Source organism: Pseudomonas sp. MWU16-30317, from assembly GCF_020515695.1.
GTDB lineage: Bacteria > Pseudomonadota > Gammaproteobacteria > Pseudomonadales > Pseudomonadaceae > Aquipseudomonas.
Genome location: NZ_JAIWJA010000003.1, coordinates 203781 through 224726 on the forward strand (window position 1 = coordinate 203781; position 20946 = coordinate 224726).

At 62.7% G+C, this 20946-nt stretch carries 9 protein-coding genes; 4 read left to right on the forward strand and 5 right to left on the reverse strand.

Annotation, left to right across the window (positions count from 1 at the left end):
• Positions 1-10 precede the first annotated feature (10 nt).
• The 3 genes from LIX93_RS10045 to LIX93_RS10055 all read right to left on the reverse strand — a co-directional run bounded on the left by LIX93_RS10045 (position 11) and on the right by LIX93_RS10055 (position 11562).
• On the reverse strand, positions 11-436 hold the full coding sequence (locus LIX93_RS10045; RefSeq protein ID WP_226503888.1) for a hypothetical protein: 426 nt from the start codon (positions 434-436) through the stop codon (positions 11-13).
• Positions 426-9725 carry a hemagglutinin repeat-containing protein gene (locus LIX93_RS10050; protein WP_226503889.1) on the reverse strand — a complete coding sequence of 3100 codons (9300 nt, stop codon included), beginning with the start codon at positions 9723-9725 and terminating at the stop codon, positions 426-428. The genes LIX93_RS10045 and LIX93_RS10050 overlap by 11 nt, the downstream gene beginning before the upstream one ends.
• 118 nt (positions 9726-9843) lie before the next feature.
• The gene (locus LIX93_RS10055; RefSeq protein ID WP_226503890.1) at positions 9844-11562 is read right to left on the reverse strand and encodes a ShlB/FhaC/HecB family hemolysin secretion/activation protein; all 1719 of its coding nucleotides are present in this window, start codon (positions 11560-11562) and stop codon (positions 9844-9846) included.
• A gap of 589 nt (positions 11563-12151) precedes the next feature.
• On the opposite strand from LIX93_RS10055, the gene hexR reads away from it, so the two are divergent.
• Both hexR and LIX93_RS10065 read left to right on the forward strand, forming a co-directional pair.
• Positions 12152-13015 (forward strand): transcriptional regulator HexR, encoded by an 864-nt coding sequence (hexR, locus tag LIX93_RS10060; protein WP_226503891.1) that lies wholly within the window; start codon positions 12152-12154, stop codon positions 13013-13015.
• A 184-nt stretch (positions 13016-13199) separates the two neighbouring features.
• Positions 13200-13403, forward strand: a complete 204-nt coding sequence (locus LIX93_RS10065) for a hypothetical protein (RefSeq protein ID WP_226503892.1) — start codon at positions 13200-13202, stop codon at positions 13401-13403.
• Here the strand turns inward: LIX93_RS10065 and LIX93_RS10070 are convergent.
• Positions 13345-14292, reverse strand: a complete 948-nt coding sequence (locus tag LIX93_RS10070) for a LysR family transcriptional regulator (protein WP_226504444.1) — start codon at positions 14290-14292, stop codon at positions 13345-13347. The genes LIX93_RS10065 and LIX93_RS10070 overlap by 59 nt on opposite strands.
• A 203-nt stretch (positions 14293-14495) precedes the next feature.
• Between LIX93_RS10070 and LIX93_RS10075 the strand changes: the two genes are divergently transcribed.
• The gene (locus tag LIX93_RS10075; RefSeq protein WP_226503893.1) at positions 14496-15911 is read left to right on the forward strand and encodes an acetyl-CoA carboxylase biotin carboxylase subunit; all 1416 of its coding nucleotides are present in this window, start codon (positions 14496-14498) and stop codon (positions 15909-15911) included.
• A 10-nt stretch (positions 15912-15921) separates the two neighbouring features.
• Positions 15922-17736 carry a sodium-extruding oxaloacetate decarboxylase subunit alpha gene (gene oadA, locus LIX93_RS10080; protein ID WP_226503894.1) on the forward strand — a complete coding sequence of 605 codons (1815 nt, stop codon included), beginning with the start codon at positions 15922-15924 and terminating at the stop codon, positions 17734-17736.
• 179 nt (positions 17737-17915) lie between these two features.
• Here the strand turns inward: oadA and LIX93_RS10085 are convergent, their stop codons facing one another.
• Entirely contained in the window at positions 17916-20888 is a 2973-nt protein-coding gene (locus tag LIX93_RS10085) for an autotransporter domain-containing protein (RefSeq protein WP_226503895.1), read from the reverse strand.
• Positions 20889-20946: the final 58 nt, after the last annotated feature.

Consider the following 20946-nt stretch of genomic DNA (forward strand, 5'->3'; position numbering starts at 1 on the left):
TCGTCATAGGTCAGCACACGTTGAGTTTCGTATGTAACGATACAATGGCTTCATCCGCATTATAATAAAAAGTTAGCGTTTTTTGTTCCATCTTAAACTCTATGCCGGGGTGTGTAGCCGCACGGCCAGGTATCTTCAAGGATCTTATGTCCCGTGTTGGCGAGCCGAGGATTTTTTTGACCTCGCTGATGGTAGAAGTTTTAGAGTATTCGCCTCTCGTTTCCTCATCAGCAGGGAAGTATTCGGTGTCAGCCAGGAAGTATATTCTGTAGCCTGTGACGCAGGGGCTGGCATAGCCTTCAAAATAAATACCTTGTTCTGGCAGCTTCAGAAAATACGAGTCCTCTATTTTGGAATAAATAACCATTTCATAGCGGGCTTCAAGGTCCGTTAAAAGGTCGTGAATTTTCCTTCCAATAACCATCTCAAGGTTCATATTTAACTCCCATCTCATCAAAAAGCTTTTTGTTTGCTGCATGCACTTCGCTGCGTATTTGGTCTATTTTAGCATTCGACCAGCCTTCACTTTTCCAGGTTGGGACCCAGGTATCTATATCAGCTTCTGCAGCTTTATATAAATTCGATCCGTCCAGCTTGACCTGTTCCGCGTTGTTTCTCCCCCCAAATGTTCTGGAGTTTGCAATATGGCTGCATGTCTTCACAACAACGCAGGTTGTATTTTTACGAATTTCTCGAATTTCTGCATCGGGCAAGTCTATCCCTTCCCGTCGCAAGGCCTCCTTCACCGCAGCAAAGGAAGGTACATGGTCAGGTGTCAGCCCGTCACGGACGCTGCGAGGTGCGGTGGCGCCGTAGCTGCCAACCTCGCCCTCGTTGACCGAGGTTTTTGGCCGTATGGATGATACGCTGAAGACTTTTCCAGCGGCCTTCATCGTCAGCGACTTCACCCCACCCGCAACCAAATCGATCAGGAACTCAGCAGCTACAACTCCCTCACTACCGTCAAGTTGCAGAAGCTTGCCGGTCTCAGGATCGGCATGGAATGCCTTCGCCGCATCGTTTTCTGTTCGGACATCGTTTTCTGAATCGCCGGTAAGGCCGGCAACTGCCTTTATTGCCAAGGCCTCTTTGTATTCCCTGATTTTGTCGCCCAGGAATGCTTCCAGCAACGCATTCCCAACAGCACTTACGGCGGCCTTGGCCGGGCCTCCCATCATCGCCTGCATCCCGAGCATGGTTATTTGCATCTGCTCGGGAGCTAGCGTGTCCATGTACTTCAAGAAATCGGACGTACCGTAGAGGAATACTGTGCCCAGGGTAGGGGCTTGGCCCTCTACGGTTGTTGGCGCAAGAACCTCTGAGCCTGCTGCCGTGGTGTCCTGGGATGCGGATGATCCTGTACCCGAAGGGGTGTTATCACCGACCTTGCCGTAGTTTGCCGCCAGTTTTCCCCAAGCGGCCAACTGGTCGAGTACTGCTGGATCCATGGAGTCAAGCACGTCAGGGTCCATGCCAGCACGTGCCAGATTTTTCGCAAACGCCAACGCATTCTCTTTCCCGAAACGGGCTACCGCGGACTCTGGCACTTGATCAATAGTGAGCGTTTGCGCCTGGACTTCGTCCCAGATCTGTTTCGAATTACCCTTCAGCTCCTCAACCTGAGCCGAACCATAATTTTTTGCATACCCCTCCCACTGTTGCAAAGTCCCCGGCACATCCAACACCGCATCCACCGAAGACTTCGTCACATACAGATCAGTCCGGTGCTCATCGTCCTTCGTGATCTGATAAGCCTTACCTACATCCCGATTCAGCCCGGTGGTGGAATCCGCCCCGGTCTGCGCATTCCCGCGCACCACAACATCCCCGGCCCCCACCGTCGCACGGACGATCTGTTGGCGATCCTTGTCGTACTTGTAGCCTGAGGCACTCCAGCCGGCTTCGCCGGTTTTACCCTTTCCGACCTGGCTGTTGTCCTGCTGGGCGCTGGCGCCACCGGTGGCATAGCTCCCCCCAACGTTCAGGTAATACGCGTGCTCGGTATCTTTGCCCGCGATATCGCTGAAGCCCAGAGTGCCGGTATCAAGCAGCAGCTTGCCAGCATCCGAAGCCAGTAACGCCCCGTCGAGCTGGGTGTGATCCTGGGTACGGATATTCACGTCATTGGCAGCGGTAATGGAGGTCTGCTTCTCGACCCATTTGGTCGAGCCAGTGGTTCTCCCATAACCCACCGAGCCGCTGAGACTGCCGCCGCTCGGCCCGATGACCACGGTGGCGCTGACGTCGAATTCCTTGCCGCTGACTTTCCCGGTGTTCGGTGCGGAGCTCACCGTCAGATTCCGGCCCACATCGCCATTCACCGTATCGCCGCGCAGGGTCGCGCCGCTGATGGTGGTATCTCGACCACTGGTGAAGTTGAGCTGGTCACCGGTAGCAAAGTAGGCGTCCTGCTGCTGCGCGGCCTGGCGATCAAGGTTACCGCGGCCGATGTCGACACTGGCGTACACGCCGATGCCTTGTTGGCCGACGGCGATCCCGACGCTGCCGCCGCCGTTATGGCGGACGTCCTGGTTGCTGGAGTCGTTTTGCGCGGCCTTGATGGTCAGGTCGTTGCCGGCCTTGAGGTTGATGTCGCGCTGGGCTTGGGCCTGGGTACCGATCAGGCTCAAGTCGTTGCTGGCAATCAGGTTGATATCCCGGCCAGCCTCCAAGGCGCTCGGCGTCGAGGTGTCCTGGCTTGAGTCGCCTGTTGCAATCCCGGTGCTGGCGCCAATGCCGATCTTGAAACCGCCCGAGGTCCCGCCGAGGATGCCGCCTTTACTTTGAGTTTCTTCGCTGTCGCTGCCTTGCGAACCTTTGGCGACATCAATGGTGACGTTGCGTCCGCCAATGCTGATATCGCGACCTGCGTTCAGACCACTGCCACGCACGGTCACGTCGTTGCCGGCGACCATGGACACGTCGTTGCCGGCCTGGACGGTCGAGCCGCGCTGGCTATCGACGGTCTGAGTGACGGTCTGGCTTTGATGAGTGTTGCCGATATGGCCGTCCATCGTCGGGCCGTTGAGGAACTGCGATACCGCGTCTACTGCCTTGAGCGTGCTCGACGCCTTGCTGACGCCGTCTTCACCTTTGCCGGCACCGCTCAGCGCATCGCGAGTGTTGCCCAGGTTGTGGTTGATGGTGCCGGAGATACCGTTGGTGCTGACGCTTTTGCTGGCGGTTTGCTCGCTGTGCTCGCTGGCGGCGTCGATGACGATATTACGACCGGCCTGGTAGGCAATGTCGTTCTCGGCGTAGGCATCGGAGCCTTGCTGGAGGATGTCCCGGCCGGCGTCGACAGTCAGGTTCTGGCCGGCACTCAATTGGCTAGCGGCTGCAGTCTGTTGGATGCCGTTAGCGGTTTGCTTGATGGCTTGCTGGCCAGCGAAGGCGGTGAAGCCGTTGCGGTCCGCGCTGACCTTGACGCCGACGGACTTGGTCTTCTCCCAGGAGTCGTTCTGTGTCGTCGAGGTGCCCGCGATGACGTTGACGTCCTGACCTGCGCCCAAGGTGATATTGCGCCCGGCGCTGACGCCGCTGCCGACGATATTGATGTCCCGGGCGGCGTTGAGGGTCGCATCCTGATTGGCGCTGACCTGGCTGCCCACGTTGGTCGAACTCTGGGCGATGGCGCCGGCCTTTTGCGCCTCGCTGAAGCTAATGCCGCCCTTGGTGCCCATGACGCCGACACGTTTGCTGTACTTCTCGGTCTTGCTATAGGCCGTGTCATTGGCCGCCACCAGGTTGATGTCCCCAGTGGTGTTGACCAATCCGGCGCGCAGCTCGGCATCGTTTGCTGCGCTGACATTACTGGCGCGCACGCGCACATCGTTACCCGCCACTACGACGACATCGTTGCCGCCGTCTACATCACTGGCCACCTGCGAGGCGGTGGTCTTCAGCTGGCTCTTGCCGCTCTTCGACAGGCCCAGAAAGCCCGACTTGGTCTTTTTGCTGTAGGAGCCGTGCTCTTCGGTACCGGACAGAATCGCCACGTCACCGGTGCCGCCTACCATCACATCGTGGCCGGCTTTGAGCTGGCTGCCCATGACGCTGACGTCACGTCCGCCATCCAGGCTCACGCCTCCGTTGGCGTTGGTTGAGGTGTTGATAGTCAGGTCACTGCCCGCCGTGATGACCGAGGCGACGTTGGTGCTGTCGTAGCTTTCCTGTTCCTTGGTGCTGCTACGGCCGAACGAGCCTTTGTTCTTCTTGTAGTAGTACGCATAGTTTTCGTTGGTGGCCGCGCCGATGGTCACGTCCTGGCCAGCATCGATATCGACGGCCTTGCCAGCGGTCACACGGCTGGCAACGACGCCCAGGTCATTCCCGGCATTGAGGGTCACATTGCCGCCAGCGCTGATATCACTACCAACCTGCGTCACCCCATCCTTCTGACTCGTCACCTTCTTCGTCTTGCTATACGCATGTTGCTCATCGGCCGCCGCATTCAGCGTCAGGTCATTGCCCGCCGCCATCGACAGATCGCCGCCCGTCTTCATTTGGCTGGCAACCACCGTCGCATCATTGGCCGCCACAACACTCAACCCACCGCCCGCCGTCACCACCGATCCGTTCTGCTTGATCGTCTGGCTGGTCGAGCCACTGCGCACGTTGCTGTCTACCTGCTGCGCGGCGACCACGTTCACATCATGGCCCGCCTTGAGCGCGGTGTTCCCGCTGCTCTGCAGCACGCCGCCGAGGTTATTCACGTCATGCCCGGCGCTGATCGCCAGGTTGCCGCTGGCTTCCACTCGCGCGACGTTGTCGGCGAAGCTGGTCTGTTCGGTGCGATAGCCCGAGCTGCTCTGGTGGGTGGTCACGGTGCGCTCGTTGAGCACATCGCCATTGACCGCCGTCACGCTCACGTCCCGGCCGGCGATGAGGCCGCCGGCGCGGTTGGTGATGGTGTTGGTGGCCAGCACGTCGAGGCGCTCCCCGGCTTCGAGCAGGCCGCTGTTGACCACGCTGTCGCCGGTCTGGATGGCCAGGTTGTTGCTGGCGCGCAGGGTGCCGGCGTTGTTGAGGCCGGCGCCGGTGATCAGGGTCAGGTCGCTGCCCTGGATGAGCGCGCCGTTGGCGGCCAGGCGGTTGTTGGCGTTGGCCAGGTAGAGCACGGGCACCAGCACGGTCTCGCCGTTGACCACGGTGTTTTCCATCCACACGATGTCGTGGGTCAGGGCGGCGACTTGTTCGCTGCTCAGCTTGGTACCCAGGCTGAGGTTGAGCTCATCCTTGCTGGCGATGGCGTTGTTCATCAGGTACTTGAACATCGACTCGTCGCTGGTCTGGCCGTCGATGTAGCGCTGGCCGGTCCGGGCCAGGACGGCTTGCTGGATCAACCGCTGCTCGTAAAAGCCGTCGCCCAGGCGCTTGGCGGCGTCGTCGGGGTTGTAGCCGAGGTGGGAGAGCAGGTAGTCCGAGCTCATGAACTGCTTGAGGTTGGTCAGCAGCGGGTTGGTCTCGATCAGGTACTTTTGCGCGACGGCGGCGGTGCTGCTGTTCAGTGCGCTGGCACTGCCTTGGCCGCTGGCGCCTGTAGCGCTTTGGCCGCTGAGGCGGAACAGGCCGTTCTGGCCGATGGGCAGGCTGAAGTCGGGCAGGGCGGTGGGGTCGACTTGCTGTTGGGCGAGGTCGGGGGCCAGTTGCCGGTTGACGCTGACCTGGGTCGAGTACTGGGTGCCCGGGGTGCTGGTGTCGGTGCGCTGGCCGGCGCCGATGTAGTTGTAGCCGCTGCGCACCACGCTGTTGTTGATGCCGTTCTGGGTGGTGACGGTGGCAGCGCCGGCAGCCTGGATCACGGCGGCGTAAGTCTGGCCGGCGGTGGGGGTGTAGGTCTGGGTGTAGAGGTTGGTGTATTCCTTTTGCATGAGGCCGATGAAGGCCGCCACGCCGGCTTCGAGGCCGCTGAGCTGGGCGGCGCTGTAGTTGGCGCCGTCTTTCCAGTACTGGGCGTTGAAGGCATTCATGGCGTTGAACCACGAGCCTGGGTGGCGCGTGCGCTCGGAGCGGTAGGCGCGCGAAGTGACGGTTTCGCCGGGCTCGACGCCGGTGTTGTCGAGGCTCGCCAGGTTGGCGGTCAGGTTGCCGCCGGTGGCGATGGTGCTGCTGTGGTTACGCAGCGCGCCGCCTTGCAGGAGCAGGTCGCCGCCTGCGGTAATGCTGGAGGCGGCGGTGGCATCGAGGACGGCGAGCTTCTGGTACTGGGTGATGCGCCATGCGTAGTTCTGCTTGCCGCTGTCGCAGTCGGTGTCGATGCAGGGCAGGTTTTCGATCAGCGCGGTGTACACGCCCGGGTCGCTGAGGGTCAGCACGGTGCGGATGTTGTCGATGCTGTTGGCCAGCAGGGCCATGGCACCGTCGCTCTGGATCGAGCCGGAGCTATTGACGATGCTGTCGGCCTGGGTGCCTTGGCCGTCGCGATCCATGCGCAGGTTGCGGAGGCTGTAGAGGGCGCCGCCGAGGTTGTTGAGCGAGGCCACGCGCAGGCCCATGTCGGTGCCGCTGAAGATCAGGCCATGATCATTGACCAGGCTGTTGGCGGTGACGACCAGTTGCCCGGCGCTGCCGAGGCTGCCACGGTTGTTCACGCTACCGGCGTTAAGGGTCAGGTTGGCGCTGGAGCTCAGGCGCCCGGTGTTGTCGAGCAGGCCCCTGAGGGTGATCTGGGTGTTGCCTCCCGCCGCGACCACGGCGTTGCTGCCGAGGCTAAGCTGGGTGGCGCCGAGGGTGAAGGCGCCTTGGCTGGTCAGCGTGCCGTTGCCGCTGTAGGCGCCGCTGAGCGCCAAGTCGAAGGTGCCATCGGTGGCGATGGTGCCGTCGTTGCTCCAGTTGATCCCGCTGCCGTTGAAGTGGTCGGTGGCGAGCAGCTTGCCGGTGGCGGTCTGGGTGAACTGGTTGGCGTTGACGTTGAGCTGCCCCGCTTGCAGGGCGGTACGGTTGACCAGGTTGTCGCCTTGCAGGGTGAGGGTGCCGCGGCTGACGATGCTGCCGCCAGCATCGAGCAGTTGCGCGGTGCTCAGGCCCAGGGTGCCGGTACCGGTGTGGAGCAGGCTGCCGCCGTCGTTCGTGAAGCTGCCGAGCTGGGTGTCGAGGTCGGCGTTGGCGAATTCCAAGGTCCCGTTGCGGTTGTCGAGCAGGCCGCTGATGGTTAGCTGGCTGGCGTCGGCCACGAGGCTGCGGGCGAGGGGGCTGGCCGTGCGGGTGGCCAGTGCGCGGAGCTGGCCGTACTGGTTGTCCAGGCTGGCGGCTTGCAGGGCCAGGCGGGTGTCGCTTTCGATGATGCCGTGGTTGCTGAGGGCGCCGGCCAGGGTCATGTCGATGGCCTTGCCGGACACTTGGCCGCCGCTGGCATTGCTGAAGCTGTCGCCGCTCAGGCTGATGTTGCCCAGCGCGTAGAGGCCACCGGTGCCGTTATCGAAGCCGCCGTGGCGCACGGTTGCGTCGCCGTTGCGGGCGTTGATGCGGCCGCCCTGGTTGCTCAGTTGGCCGGTGATGTCGAGGTTGAGGTCGGTCTGCGCCTGCAGGGTGCCGCCACTGTTGTCGAAGCGCCCGGCGTTGAGTTGGATGCCACCGCCTGGGCTGTAGATCAGGCCGTCGTTGCCGTTATTCAGCGCGCCGTGGGTGGTGGCGGTGAGCAGGCCATTGGCGGCGAGGGTGCCGCCGCGGTTGTCGAAGCTGTCGGCGAACAGACTCAGCAGGCTCTGGCTGGCCAGCTGCCCGCCACGGTTGTCGATGCTGGTGCTGCGGTTGATCAGCAGCGGGCCGCTGGCGTTGAGGGTGCCGCCGACGTTGCTGAGGGCGCCGAGCAGGTCGAGGGTGATGCCGCCGTTGCTGGCCAGGGTGCCGGTGCTGTTGTCCAGGTCGGTGCCGCTGAGGCTGAAGGCTTGCTGCACGTTGACGGTGCCGTTGGCGTTGCCCAGGGTCATGGCGTTGATCACCAGCCCGGCGCCGCTGTCGATCGAGCCGCCGTGGCTGTTGTCGAGCAGGCCGCTGACGGTCAGGGTCTGAGCGGTGCCGCTGGACAGGAAGCCCGCCTGGTTATCGAGGCTGGCGGCGGTGACCTTGAGCGCCTTGGCGCTGACCAGGGCACCGGCGTTGCCGTTGCGCAGCGTGCCGGTGAGGCTCACGGTAACGTCACCGTAGCGGCTGGAGAGGGTGCCGCTGGCGCGGTTGTCGAGGCCGGTGCCGTCGAGGCTCACGCCATCCCAGCCAGAAGCCAGGCCACCGGGGTTCAGCACTTGGTCGATATGCAGGATCAGCTGGGCGTTGCTGATCAACTGGCCGGCGCTGTTATCCAGTTGGGTAGCGCGCAGTTCGGCAGCGCCAACGCTGTTGATCACACCTTGGTTGTTGCGGACTTGCCCGGCGGTGATAGCGAGGCCGTTGTTGCTCAGTATTTGGCCTTGGCTGCTGTTGTCCAGGGTGGCGGCGTTGAGGGTGTGCTGACGCTGGGCGCTGAGGGTGCCGCCCTGATTGTTCAGCGTGCCGGTGGTAGTGGCGGTCAGGTCGCGGCTGGCGATGACACGGTGCCCGGTGTTGTTGATCTGGTTGGCGCTGAGGGTGACGTCGCCGGTGCTGTTGAGGCTGTTGTTCGGGTTGACGCCGGCCTCGATCACGCCGTTGTTGGTCAGTTGCCCGCCGGCATCGAGGTGGATGCTGTCCTGGGCGGCAAGGCTCTTCTGGTTTTGCAGATCGCCGGCGGTACGCACGGTGATGCGTTTACCGTAAGCGGGCCCTTGAGCGTCGAAACTGCCGGCCTGCACGTTGATCGCGCCGCTGGCGGCCATCTGCCCGACGATGAGGTGGCCGCTGGCATCCAGTTGGATATCGCCGGCACTGGCGGCCATGTCGCCGGCCACATGCACGCCTACGCCTTTTTCGGTGCCCACCAGTTTGATGGTGTTGGCGTACATGCCGCCCAACGCGCTGGAGTCGATGGCCAGTGCAGGTTTGGCGCTGCCATCGTCGGCGCGAGCGGTGGCGTCCAGGGTCTCGGCATTGACGTCGTTGCGACCGGCGACCACGGTCAGCTTGCGGGCGTTGATCTGCCCGTTGATCTTGGCCGAACGGGTGATCACCTCGAAGCTGTCGATGTTATTGGCGCTGATGCCGGCGCCGTCGATCAGCACGTCGCCGCCATCGACCTGAAAGCTCTGCAGCCTGCCGCTGGCATCGAGGATCGGCTTGCCGGTGGTCAGGGTTGCCCGCGGCGTGTTGATGAAGCCGCAGCCATTGCAGGTGATGCCGTAGGGGTTGGCGACGATGACCCGCGCCGATTGGCCGGCCACTTCGGTGTAGCCCTTGAGCTGGCTGCGGTTGTTGCCGGTGACCTCGTTGAGGATGGTGTTGGCGGCGTTGCCCTTGAGGTTGCCGTTGCCGAGGATGATCCCGCCCAGTTGGGTGCTTTGCGTCTGGCCGGTGGCGTTGTTGAGGATGACCCCCTGGCTGCCGACGTTGTAGTCGCTGAACTGGTTGTGGGACAAGCCGCTGGCGTTGGGCGCGGCGATGTTGACGATGGGCACGCCATTGCCTGCGGCGCCGAGGCTGGTGCCTTGGCCACTGACGGCGATGCCTTCGGCCTGTGCCCACAGCGGCTGCCAAAGGATGATGTTGGCCAGCAGGAACGCCAGGCTGCGCTTGGGCAGCCCGCAAAAACGTTCGCGCGCTTGCAGGCGTGCCGAGGGTTGGCGGGCGAGGAACTCGAAGTGTTTGGCGTCCATGTCAGTCAGTGTCCGGTGTTGCGCAGTGTCAGTAAGGGGGCGGCGTACAGTCCAGCTGGGCCGATGCCCATTCAAAATCAGTCGTTTCCCAAGGGGCTGTGGGAAATGTCTCAAACGGTCAAATCGTCAAATCGATATGGAAATAGATCGGCGATTCGCGCTCCAGCCCGGCCGTGCGTTCCAGCGAGTGGGCGAAGGTCACCCCCATCAACAGGTTGCGACCGCGCGCGAACAGGTCCACGGCGTTGCCGGAAATGCGCCCGTGCTGGTCGCCGGCATAGCGGGTGCTGCTGATCACGCCCTGGTCATAGGCGACGCTGGCGCCGTATTCGGCGAATGCCGGGCGCATCCAGTCCCAGGTGACGGGACGGCTCCAGCGCAGTTCGTTGCGCCAATAGCCGCCGGTGTCGCCGGTCAGGTAGCCATCCTTGAAACCACGCACCGAGGACTGCCCGCCGATGCTCATGCGCTGCGCGCTGTAGAGCACGTCTTCACTGTGTTGGCCGGTGGCCAGGCTGGTGAAGGTGAAGGCTTCGTCCCACAGCCGGAACGGCAGCAGGTAGGACGCCGTGGCGGTGTATTTGCGGTAACGCGCGGTCGGCTTGCCGGGGCCCGGATCGCGGCCCGATTGTGCGTCCAGTGCGCCGATGCCCTGTTGCAGGCCAAGGTCGAGGTTGACGAAGGCGCCGCCGACGCGCCGACCATGGTTGATGCCGAACTGGGCCTCGGTAATGCGCGGGCTGCTGCCATCCAGCAGGGCCGTTGCGACGTAGTTCTCGGTGCGCATGTGGGCGATGCCGGCGCTGAGCGAGGTTTTGCTCAGGGCGTCGCGGTAGATGACGCGTTCGGCGCTCAGTTGGTGGGTCTGGCTGTTGCCGCTCAGGCCAAAGGTGCCGTTCAGGCCTTGCGCGACGGACTGGTAGTGGCTCTGGCTGTAGCTGTAGTTGATGTTCCACCAGCCCCACGGCAGGTTGTAATTGAACATGGCGTTGTCGGAGCCGCGCGCCGAATCGCTCTGGGCATCATGGTTGGCGCGCAGATTGAGCTGATCGGCCAGGCCGAGCGGGCTGTCCCAGTCCAGACCCACGCCCCATTGTTGTTCGCCGGTGCTCTTTTGCCCGTTGTTATTGCGCGAGAGCGAGGCGCGCCAAGGTTTTTGCGGGGCGTCGTTGACCTGCACGGTGCTGCTGCCGACGCTGCTCCCAGGGGTGAGCTCCATGGTCGCCTGGTGCGAGGGCAAGCGGTTGAGCTGGTCGACAAGTTGTTCGATGTCCCGCAGGTTGAGCACCTCGCCCGTTCGGCCGGGGAAGGTCATGGCCAGCTCGCGGCTGCGCAGGCCACTGCCTGGCGCGCTCTGCAGGCCTTCGAGGTGGCCTTCGACGACCTGGATCAGCAAATGACCAGAGGAGAGATCCTGAGCCGGCAGATAAGCCCGGCTGGTCACCAGGCCGCGCTCGATGTAGTGATCGGTGAACGCTTTTAGCAGGTCGTTGAGCTGACTGACGCCCAGGCACTGATGCATGAACCGCCCGCTCAGCCGCTCACGGGCGCTGGCGGTCAGGTGCTCGGCACCTCGGACCTCGATGCTGTCGATCTGGAAGCAACGGCTATCGGCAGCAGGCGCCGACGGCTCGATGGGCGCGGCTTTGCCGGGCAGCTCCTGGAGGTCTTGAAGGCGGCGGCGCTGCTCGTCGAGCAGACGATCCTGGCGCCCACGGATCAGGTCCTGGTCGCCGGGGCTGGTAAGGGTAGGCTCTGCGGCGAGGGTGGAAACGCTGAAGGCACACAGCCACAGGCAAAACGGCCACACCCTGTGCCGTGGTCTGATTGCAGACATTGTCGTCCTTGAAGTTTTGCTATAGCGGAAAAAAGCGCGGATGGTATGGAAGATGTTACGAATCCGCAATTCCCTGTTACAAAAAATGCTACCGGGGTCGCAGAATTGGTTTAGGGGGGTTGGTGAGGCGGGGAGGGCGCTAGGCATATCCCGCAAAAAATCGACGTGCTTGGCGTCCATGTCAGTGGCCCCCGTTGCTCGGTGTCAAAAACAGTGCGAGTCGAGTAGAACAGGGGGGCTGTGCGATAAAAATCAGGCGCTTCCGAAGCCGATGTGGGAAATTTCCGAAGTGGTCAGGTGCGGGTTGCCAGGCTGGTGATGGACGCGTCCCATCAGCGGAACGGCAACCGATCGGTCGCCGTGGCGGTGTACTTGCAGCAACGCGACGCGCTCTGCCTGCAACGGGCGATTCTGGCTGTCGCCGGTATAGCCAAAACGTTCCCCCCAAGGCGTGGACGACGTTATGGACCTGCCTGACGAACGGTCGAGCGGGGGTTTTCTGATCATCCTTTAACTGGGCGTTTTTCCGACCATGTAGTATAACTACAACGTAGCTACATCAGCCCATCGACCTGTCCGAGTCCTGCCCTTGAACCTGTTGCAACACATCGCGCAATCCCGTCACCTGTTACGCAAGTCGGAGCTCAAGGTGGCCGACCACGTGCTGCTTGACCCGGCAGCGGTGATGCACAGTTCCATGGCCGATCTGGCCCATCAGGTGGGCATCAGCGAGCCGACCATCGTGCGCTTCTGCCGCGCCATCGGTTGCAGCGGTTTTCAGGACCTCAAACTCAAGCTGGCGCAAAGCCTGGCGGCGGGGGCGAGCTTCGGGCAGTTCGCGATTCATGAAGACGACTCGGTCTCGGACTACAGCCTGAAGATTTTCGACACCACCTTGCACACGCTGATGGAGGTTCGGGAAAACCTCGATCCGCTGGCGTTGCAGCGGGCGGTGACGGCCATGTCCAACGCCGATCGCATCAACTTCTACGGCTTTGGTGCTTCGGGCGCGGTGGCCGCAGATGCGCAGCACAAGTTTTTCCGTTTGTTGCTGACCGCAGCCGCCTATTCGGACCCGCACATGCAGGCGATGTCGGCGGTCACTCTCAAGGAGGGCGACGTGGCGGTGTGTATTTCCCAGTCTGGCCGCTCCAAGGATTTGCTCATTACTGCCAACTTGGTGCGTGATTCCGGCGCGACCTTGATCACCCTGTGCCCGAGCCAGACGCCGCTGGCGGAACTGGCGACGGTCAATCTGGCGATCGATGTGCATGAAGACACCGAGATTTACACCCCGTTGACCTCGCGGATCGCCCATCTGGTGGTGATCGATGTGCTAGCGATGGGCGTGGCGATGGCGCGCGGGCCGAGCCTGGTGAATCACCTGAAGAGCGTGAAGCGCAGCTTGCGTGGATTGCGGTTGTCGCCCAAGTCGGTGAAGCACGAGGAGTAGGCGCCAGGCTTTACATCGCGGCGCGCCCCTCGCGGGCAAGCCTTGCTCCCACAGCTGGTTTAGCCCGAGAAGCGCCGACATGGCTTGCAAAATCCCACCTTCACACCGCCGTCATCTACACGCCGCCAAACCGTAACCATCCCCCCGCATCCTGTATTCCCGCACTCGCACTGGGAGACAGCTCATGACTCGATACGAAGACGGCACCAGCCCCTCCGCCAAAACCCGCAAACAGCAGGAAGACCAACGCCGTATGGCGTTTCGCCGTGCCATCGAATCCTACTCCGACGAGCGTCGGCTCAATCAGGAAATCGCCGACTACCCCGACCTCATGTTGTGGCAGGCACCAGCGGCAGCCGCCCGGCAAAGCGCTCAGCCAGCGCGCTGATCTGTGCGCGTTCGCTGCGGATAAAAGCCGCGAAGGCCTGCGCCACCGGTGATGGGCGTTTGGCCTTGGCTTGCACGATGCACCAACTGCGATACAGCGGCAGCTCGTCGATCGGCAGTTCTTTGAGCACGCTGGTCGCCAATTCCATGTTGACCGCATGCCGCGTCAGCAATGCCACCCCCAGCCCTGCCATCACGCACTCGCGTTGAGCATCCGACGAGGCGACCTCCAGGGTCTGGGTGAAGTGCACGCGCTTCTCCTTGAAGTACTCCTCGCAAGCCGTGCGTGTGCCCGAGCCTTGCTCGCGCACGACCAACGTGAACGGCTCCAGATCCTGTAACCGCAGACGTCCCAAGCCGTTTAGTGGGTGATCCGGCAGCGCCACGGCGACGATAGGATTGTTGAGGAAGGGCATGAATTCCAGCCCCATGTCCTGGGGCACCATGGACATGATCACCAGGTCGTCGCGGTTATCCGACAGTCGGCGAATCACCTGTGCGCGGTTGACCACCGTGAGGCTAAGGTTGACCTCGGGGTGCAGTTTCTTGAAGGCTGCAAACAAATGTGGGGTGAAATATTTGGCGCTCGACTCCACAGCAAGCTTCAATTGACCTTGAAGCGACCCTTGCAAGTCGGACAGCTGCATATCGAGGCTTTCCAAGCGCCCAAAAATGTCCCGACTGGCCCGCTGCAGGGCCTCGGCTGCTTCTGTCAGGTACAGCTTCTTGCCCACGTATTCGAACAGCGGCTGGCCGACCAACTCTTCTAACTGCCGAATTTGCAGACTGACCGCGGGTTGCGTCAGCGACATTTCGACGGCGGCGCGGCTATACGAGCGCAGATCGCACACCTCGTTGAAAACCTGAAGCTGACGCAAGGTCATACGCATCAATGACTTACGCATTTTTATGGGGGCTCTGGGGTAGGCGATACGGCAATTATAAGTATTTACTTATGTAGCAGCCAATAATTATTGATTTTTGTTAATCGTCGCGTAGCGCTAGTGTGAAAGGGCGACCAGCGGTGTAGGACTGGTCATGCACTGATCGGCCCTGCCGGGTCGATCGAGATAACGGTCGAGGAACGTCCAACGTGATAAAAAAGATCCTGATCGCCAACCGTGGTGAGATCGCCGTGCGAATCGTGCGTGCTTGCGCCGAGATGGGCATTCGCTCGGTGGCGGTCTATTCCGACGCCGACCGCCAGGCGCTGCACGTCAAGCGTGCCGACGAGGCCTACGGGTTGGGCGCCGAGCCGCTGGCCGGTTACCTGAACCCACGCAAACTGGTCAACCTGGCGGTGGAAACGGGCTGCGATGCCCTGCACCCGGGCTATGGCTTTTTGTCCGAAAACGCCGAGCTGGCGGACATCTGCGCCGAACGCGGGATCAAATTCATCGGCCCGTCGGCTGAAGTGATCCGGCGCATGGGTGACAAGACCGAAGCGCGACGCAGCATGATCAAGGCCGGGGTGCCGGTCACGCCGGGCACCGAGGGAAACGTCGCGGATCTGGCCGAGGCGCTGGTCGAAGGTGACCGCATCGGCTACCCGGTGATGCTCAAGGCCACCTCCGGAGGTGGCGGGCGTGGTATCCGCCGCTGCAACAGCCGCGAAGAACTCGAGCAGGCCTTCCCGCGGGTGATTTCGGAAGCCACCAAGGCCTTCGGTTCGGCCGAGGTGTTCCTGGAAAAGTGCATCGTCAATCCCAAGCACATCGAGGCGCAGATCCTCGGTGACAGCTTCGGCAACGTCGTGCACCTGTTCGAGCGCGACTGCTCGATCCAGCGCCGCAACCAGAAGCTCATCGAGATCGCCCCCAGCCCGCAACTGACCCCCGAGCAGCGCGCCTACATCGGCGATCTGTCGGTGCGCGCCGCCAAGGCCGTGGGCTACGAAAACGCCGGCACCGTGGAGTTTTTGCTCGCCGAGGGCGAGGTGTACTTCATGGAGATGAACACGCGCGTGCAGGTGGAGCACACCATCACCGAGGAAATCACCGGTATCGATATCGTCCGCGAACAGATTCGCATCGCCTCCGGGCTGCCGCTCTCGGTCAAGCAGGAAGACATCCAGCACCGCGGCTATGCGTTGCAATTTCGCATCAACGCCGAGGACCCGAAAAACAACTTCCTCCCCAGCTTCGGCAAGATCACTCGCTACTACGCGCCGGGCGGCCCGGGCGTGCGCACCGACACGGCGATCTACACCGGCTATACCATCCCGCCGTTCTACGACTCCATGTGTCTGAAGCTGGTGGTCTGGGCCCTGACCTGGGAAGAAGCCATGGACCGCGGGCTGCGCGCGCTCGACGACATGCGCCTGCAAGGGGTGAAGACCACCGCCGCCTATTACCAGGAAATCCTGCGCAATCCGGAATTTCGCAGCGGCCAGTTCAACACCAGCTTCGTCGAAAGCCACCCCGAGCTGACCAACTACTCGATCAAGCGCAAACCCGAGGAGCTGGCCCTGGCCATCGCCGCCGCCATTGCCGCCCACGCAGGCCTGTGAGGAATACCTGATGTCCAAGAAAATCACCGTCACCGATACCATCCTGCGCGATGCCCACCAGTCCCTGCTGGCGACCCGCATGCGCACCGAAGACATGCTGCCGATCTGCGACAAGCTCGACAAGGTCGGCTACTGGTCGCTGGAAGTCTGGGGCGGGGCGACCTTCGACGCCTGCATCCGCTTCCTCAAGGAAGACCCGTGGGAGCGCCTGCGCCAATTGCGCGCCGCGCTACCCAACACTCGCCTGCAGATGCTCCTGCGCGGTCAGAACCTGCTCGGCTATCGCCATTACAGCGACGACGTGGTCCGCGCGTTCGTGGCCAAGGCCGCGGCGAATGGCATCGACGTGTTCCGCATTTTCGACGCCATGAACGACGTGCGTAACCTGCGCGTCGCCATCGAAGCCGTGAAGGCCGCCGGCAAGCACGCCCAAGGCACCATCGCCTACACCACCAGCCCGGTGCACACCATCGGCGCCTTTGTTGCCCAGGCCAAGCAGATGGAAGCCATGGGCTGTGACTCGGTGGCGATCAAGGACATGGCCGGCTTGCTGACCCCTTATGCCACGGGCGAACTGGTCAAGGCGCTGAAGGCCGAGCAGTCGCTGCCGGTGTTCATCCATTCCCACGACACCGCCGGTTTGGCTGCGATGTGCCAGCTCAAGGCGATCGAGAACGGTGCCGACCATATCGACACCGCCATCTCCAGCTTCGCCTGGGGCACCAGCCATCCGGGCACCGAGTCGATGGTCGCGGCGCTCAAGGGCAGCGAGTTCGACACGGGCCTGGACCTGGAACTGCTGCAGGAAATCGGCCTGTACTTCTACGCGGTGCGTAAGAAGTATCACCAGTTCGAGAGCGAATTCACTGCGGTCGACACCCGCGTGCAGGTCAACCAGGTGCCGGGCGGGATGATTTCCAACCTCGCCAACCAGCTCAAGGAGCAGGGCGCCCTGAGCCGCATGAGTGAGGTGTTGGCCGAGATCCCACGGGTACGCAAGGACCTCGGTTACCCGCCGCTGGTGACGCCGACCTCGCAGATCGTCGGCACCCAGGCGTTCTTCAACGTGCTGGCCGGCGAGCGCTACAAGACCATCACCAACGAGGTGAAGCTGTACCTGCAGGGTGGCTACGGGGCCGCGCCGGGTGTGGTCGACGAGAAACTGCGGCGCCAGGCCATCGGCAGCGAAGAGGTGATCGACGTGCGCCCGGCCGATCTGCTCAAGCCGGAGATGGACAAGCTGCGCAAGGACATCGGCGAGCTGGCCAAGTCCGAAGAGGACGTGCTCACGTTCGCGATGTTCCCGGACATCGGGCGCAAGTTCCTCGAAGAGCGTGAAGCCGGCACCTTGACCCCGGAAATTCTGCTGCCGATTCCGCAAGCGGGTGCAGTGGCGTCGGCGGGCGGCGAGGGCGTGCCCACCGAGTTCGTCATCGATGTGCACGGCGAGAGCTACCGCGTGGATATCACTGGTGTCGGCGTGAAGAACAGCGGCAAGCGGCACTTCTACCTGTCGATCGATGGCGTGCCCGAAGAGGTGGTGTTCGAGCCACTCAACGAGTTCGTCGGCGGTGGCGGTGGCAGCAAGCGTCAACATGCCACCGAGCCGGGCCATGTGAGCACCTCGATGCCAGGCAACATCGTCGATGTGCTGGTCAAGGAAGGCGATGTGGTCAAGACCGGCCAGGCGGTGCTGATCACCGAGGCGATGAAGATGGAAACCGAAGTTCAGGCGCCGATCGCTGGCAAGGTCGCAGCCATCCATGTGGCCAAGGGCGACCGAGTGAATCCGGGCGAAGTGCTGGTGGAGATCGTCGCCGGTTAAGGCGCCGACCGTAAAAAGCTTACCTCGAGGGGGCGTCGCAGTTTGGCGCCCCCTTTTTTATGTGGTCAGTACTGGCCTCTTCGCGAGCAAGCTTTGCTCCCGCAGAGGCAACCCCTTTGGGAGCAAGGTTGCGCGTTCGGCGGCGAAGAGGCCTGGTCGGTCACCACAAATCCTATGGATCAAAACCGCAACTGCCACTGCCCGATCACCGCATGATTGCGGCTATTACTGCCCAACTCGCCGCTGTACCCCAACCCCAGACTCTGCCGCGCACTGAAGCCTACATCCAGCCCCGCTTCCACCATCAGGCTGTCCCGATCCAGCGCCGTGCCTTGCACGCTGAACGCACTGCCGCCGGCAAGAAACGCCTGCTTCGTGGATGAATCTACATCGCCATACGTGTGCCGCCAGCCCAGGCTGCCTCGTGGCGTCAGGCTGATACCGTTGTCCAGCTGAGTCAGATGAGCGAAGCGCAGGCCCAGGGTAGTGGTGACGTTGTCCTGTGTCTGGGCGTTGACGTCCATTGCCGCAGCGCCGCCTTTCTCTTGATAGCTGTTGCGGTGGTAGCGTTGGTAGCCGAGGTTGGCGAAGGGTTCGAGATTGAGGCGGCCGCTGCCCAGCGCATAGCCCAGCTCGGCGAAGGCCTGCTGGCTGTTGGCGTGATAATCGCCGCGCGGGGTGTCGTTGAAGCCACTGAAACTGACCTGGCGTTTGCTCGATCCGTCGTGACCGCTGTAGGCCGCGCCCAGGCGCAACGCCAAGGGCCCGCTGTAGTGTTGCGCGTAAACGCCCAGGTGCCAGCTGTCGATATCTCCGCTCAGGCCCGAGGCATCCAGGCCGGTTTTCGAGTAACCGCCCAGCACGCCAAGGCGCCAGTCGCTGGGTATCGCCCAGTCGGCGCCCAGCACGGCGCCGTGGGTGCGCTGCTCCACGGCGCTGCTGCCATTGCTGCCGTCGAGCTTGCCGTAGCTGCTCAGGCCTTGCAGCCATAGGCGGCCCTGGGCGTTGGGGTCGTTGAGATTGCGGGCGCTGGCGGGCACACCCGTGTCCACCAGGATCGGGGTGTCCTTGTCATCGAGGCCGACCATCAGCGCGCCGTTGCTGCTCATCGACTGCATGGCCGCCAACATGCTGCTGCCCACTTGCGCGCTGCCCGCCAGGGTCGCGGCGCCAAGGCTGGCGGTGGTGGCGCCGCTCAATTGAGTGATGGCGCTGCTGGCGGTGGCGGTGCTGGTGTTGAGCACCGCGTTATACAGCGCATTGCCCTGGCCCAGCTGACTGATGCTGCTGGCGGCGTTGCGGTCGCTGCTGTTGGTGGCGTAATTGGCGAAGGCGACATCGTTGCGTGCGTAGGCGAGGTCGACCTGGGTAGCGGTGTAGCTGAGGGTCGGGGTCAGGAATGCATAGTCGCTGGTGACTTTGCCGAAGGTGCCAGTGACCGCGCCGGCCTGCAGCACCGTGTAGTGGCTCAGCCACGGATAGTCGCCGGCGCTAGGCTGCACGGCCAGGGTCGCGCCATTGAGGTAAGCGGTACCGCCAACGCTCAACGGCGCACTGGTGCCGTCGGCATTGACGCCATAGGCGAGCGTGGCGCCGCTGTTCAGGGTCAGGTCGTGGTTGATGGTGGCGGTGCCCAGGGTGCTGTTGGTCAGCAACGTGCCATTGACGATCAGGTTGCCGACGCTGCCGCCACCGGCATACACGCCGCCGTTGTCCACAGTGAGGGTGCCCGCCACGCCGCCCTGGTTGATCAATGTGGCAGCGTTGGCGATCGCTCCGCCCTCGCTGAAGTCGCCGCTACCGGTCAGGGTCCAGGCGCCTTGATTGACCTGCAGCCATTCGAAGTTCTGGCTGGCGCCAAAGGTGCCACCACTGCCGCCAGCGGCGTCGAGGATCACCTGATCGCGGCCGGTGCCGCCGTCCACCAGGCCTGCGAAGCGCCCGCCGGTCAGTACGACGAGAGTGTCGTCGCCACCGCCAAGGCCCAACGCCAGGCCATTGCTGCCGCTGATCAAGCCACTGTTGGTGACTCTGTCCTTGTACTCGCCGACCAGATTGATACCGAAGCCGTTCAAGCCTTGGATGGTGCCTTGGTTGATGATGGTCGTCGCGCCGACACCGGCGCCGTTGCTGCCGTCGTCTACCAGAATGCCGTTGTTGGCACCGCTCACCAGCGCGCCGCTGGCGTTGAACACATAGCCGCCGCCCAGCGCGATGCCTTCGCTGCCGTTGGCGAAGCCGTTCTTGTCGACGCCGCCAGCGCCAGTGCCCTGGATGATGCCGTAGTTTTCGATGTGGCCGATGAGGTCGATGTCGACGCCGTCACCATCGCCGTTGGCCTTGAGGCCGGCATAGGCGCCAGTGATGATGCCCCAGTTGTACACCGTGCCATTGCCGTCCGAGCCATAACCCGAGCCATTGCGCCCGGTGATCTCGCCGCCCCGGAAGTTGGCCAGCGTCGCGCCGTTATCGGTGGTGATGCCATGCCGGCCGCCGCTGATGATGCCGTAGTTCTGTACCGTGACGTTGCTGGCCGTATCGATATCGATGCCGTCGTATTTTTGCTCGTCGGTGTGGCTGTCGCCTGTGGATATCTCGCCCCAGTTGAAAATCGTCGCGTTGCTGCCGGTTTTCATGCCGTCGCTGGCATCGCCACGGATCAGCGCACCGGCGTAGTTATTGACCGTGATGGCGACGCCGCCATCGCGCACCGCGTCGAGATCCAGCCCCTGGCCGGTGGAAGAATGAATGGTGCCGCGGTTGTTGAGGGTGAAGCTGCCTCCCGCGAAATTGCTGTCGATACGCAGGGCGTCGTCGTAGCCGTCGATGGTCGCTCCGCGCAAGTTGTTGATGACGTAGTTGCGCGACGACGCCTCCGAGCCGCTGCTGTCAATGGCCCGGCCAGTGGTGGATTTGATCAGGCCGGAGTTATCCACAACCACACCGGTGCCGCTGGTGGCGCCCTTGAGGCTTACCGCCTTGCTGGCGGAATAGATGATGCTGCCGGTGCTGGTGACGGTCAGGTGGTCGGAGCCGCTGAGTTCCTGCTGGGCCGTGGTGGCGGTGCTGACGGTGCCGCTGACGGCATGAACCGGACCGGCCAGAGTGGCCAAGGCAATAGCGAGGGCGAGTCGGTGCTGTGGATAAGTCATGACGACGGCTTGTTGTTGGGTGGGCCGTCTTGTATAGCGATTTAATATTACGGTTTTT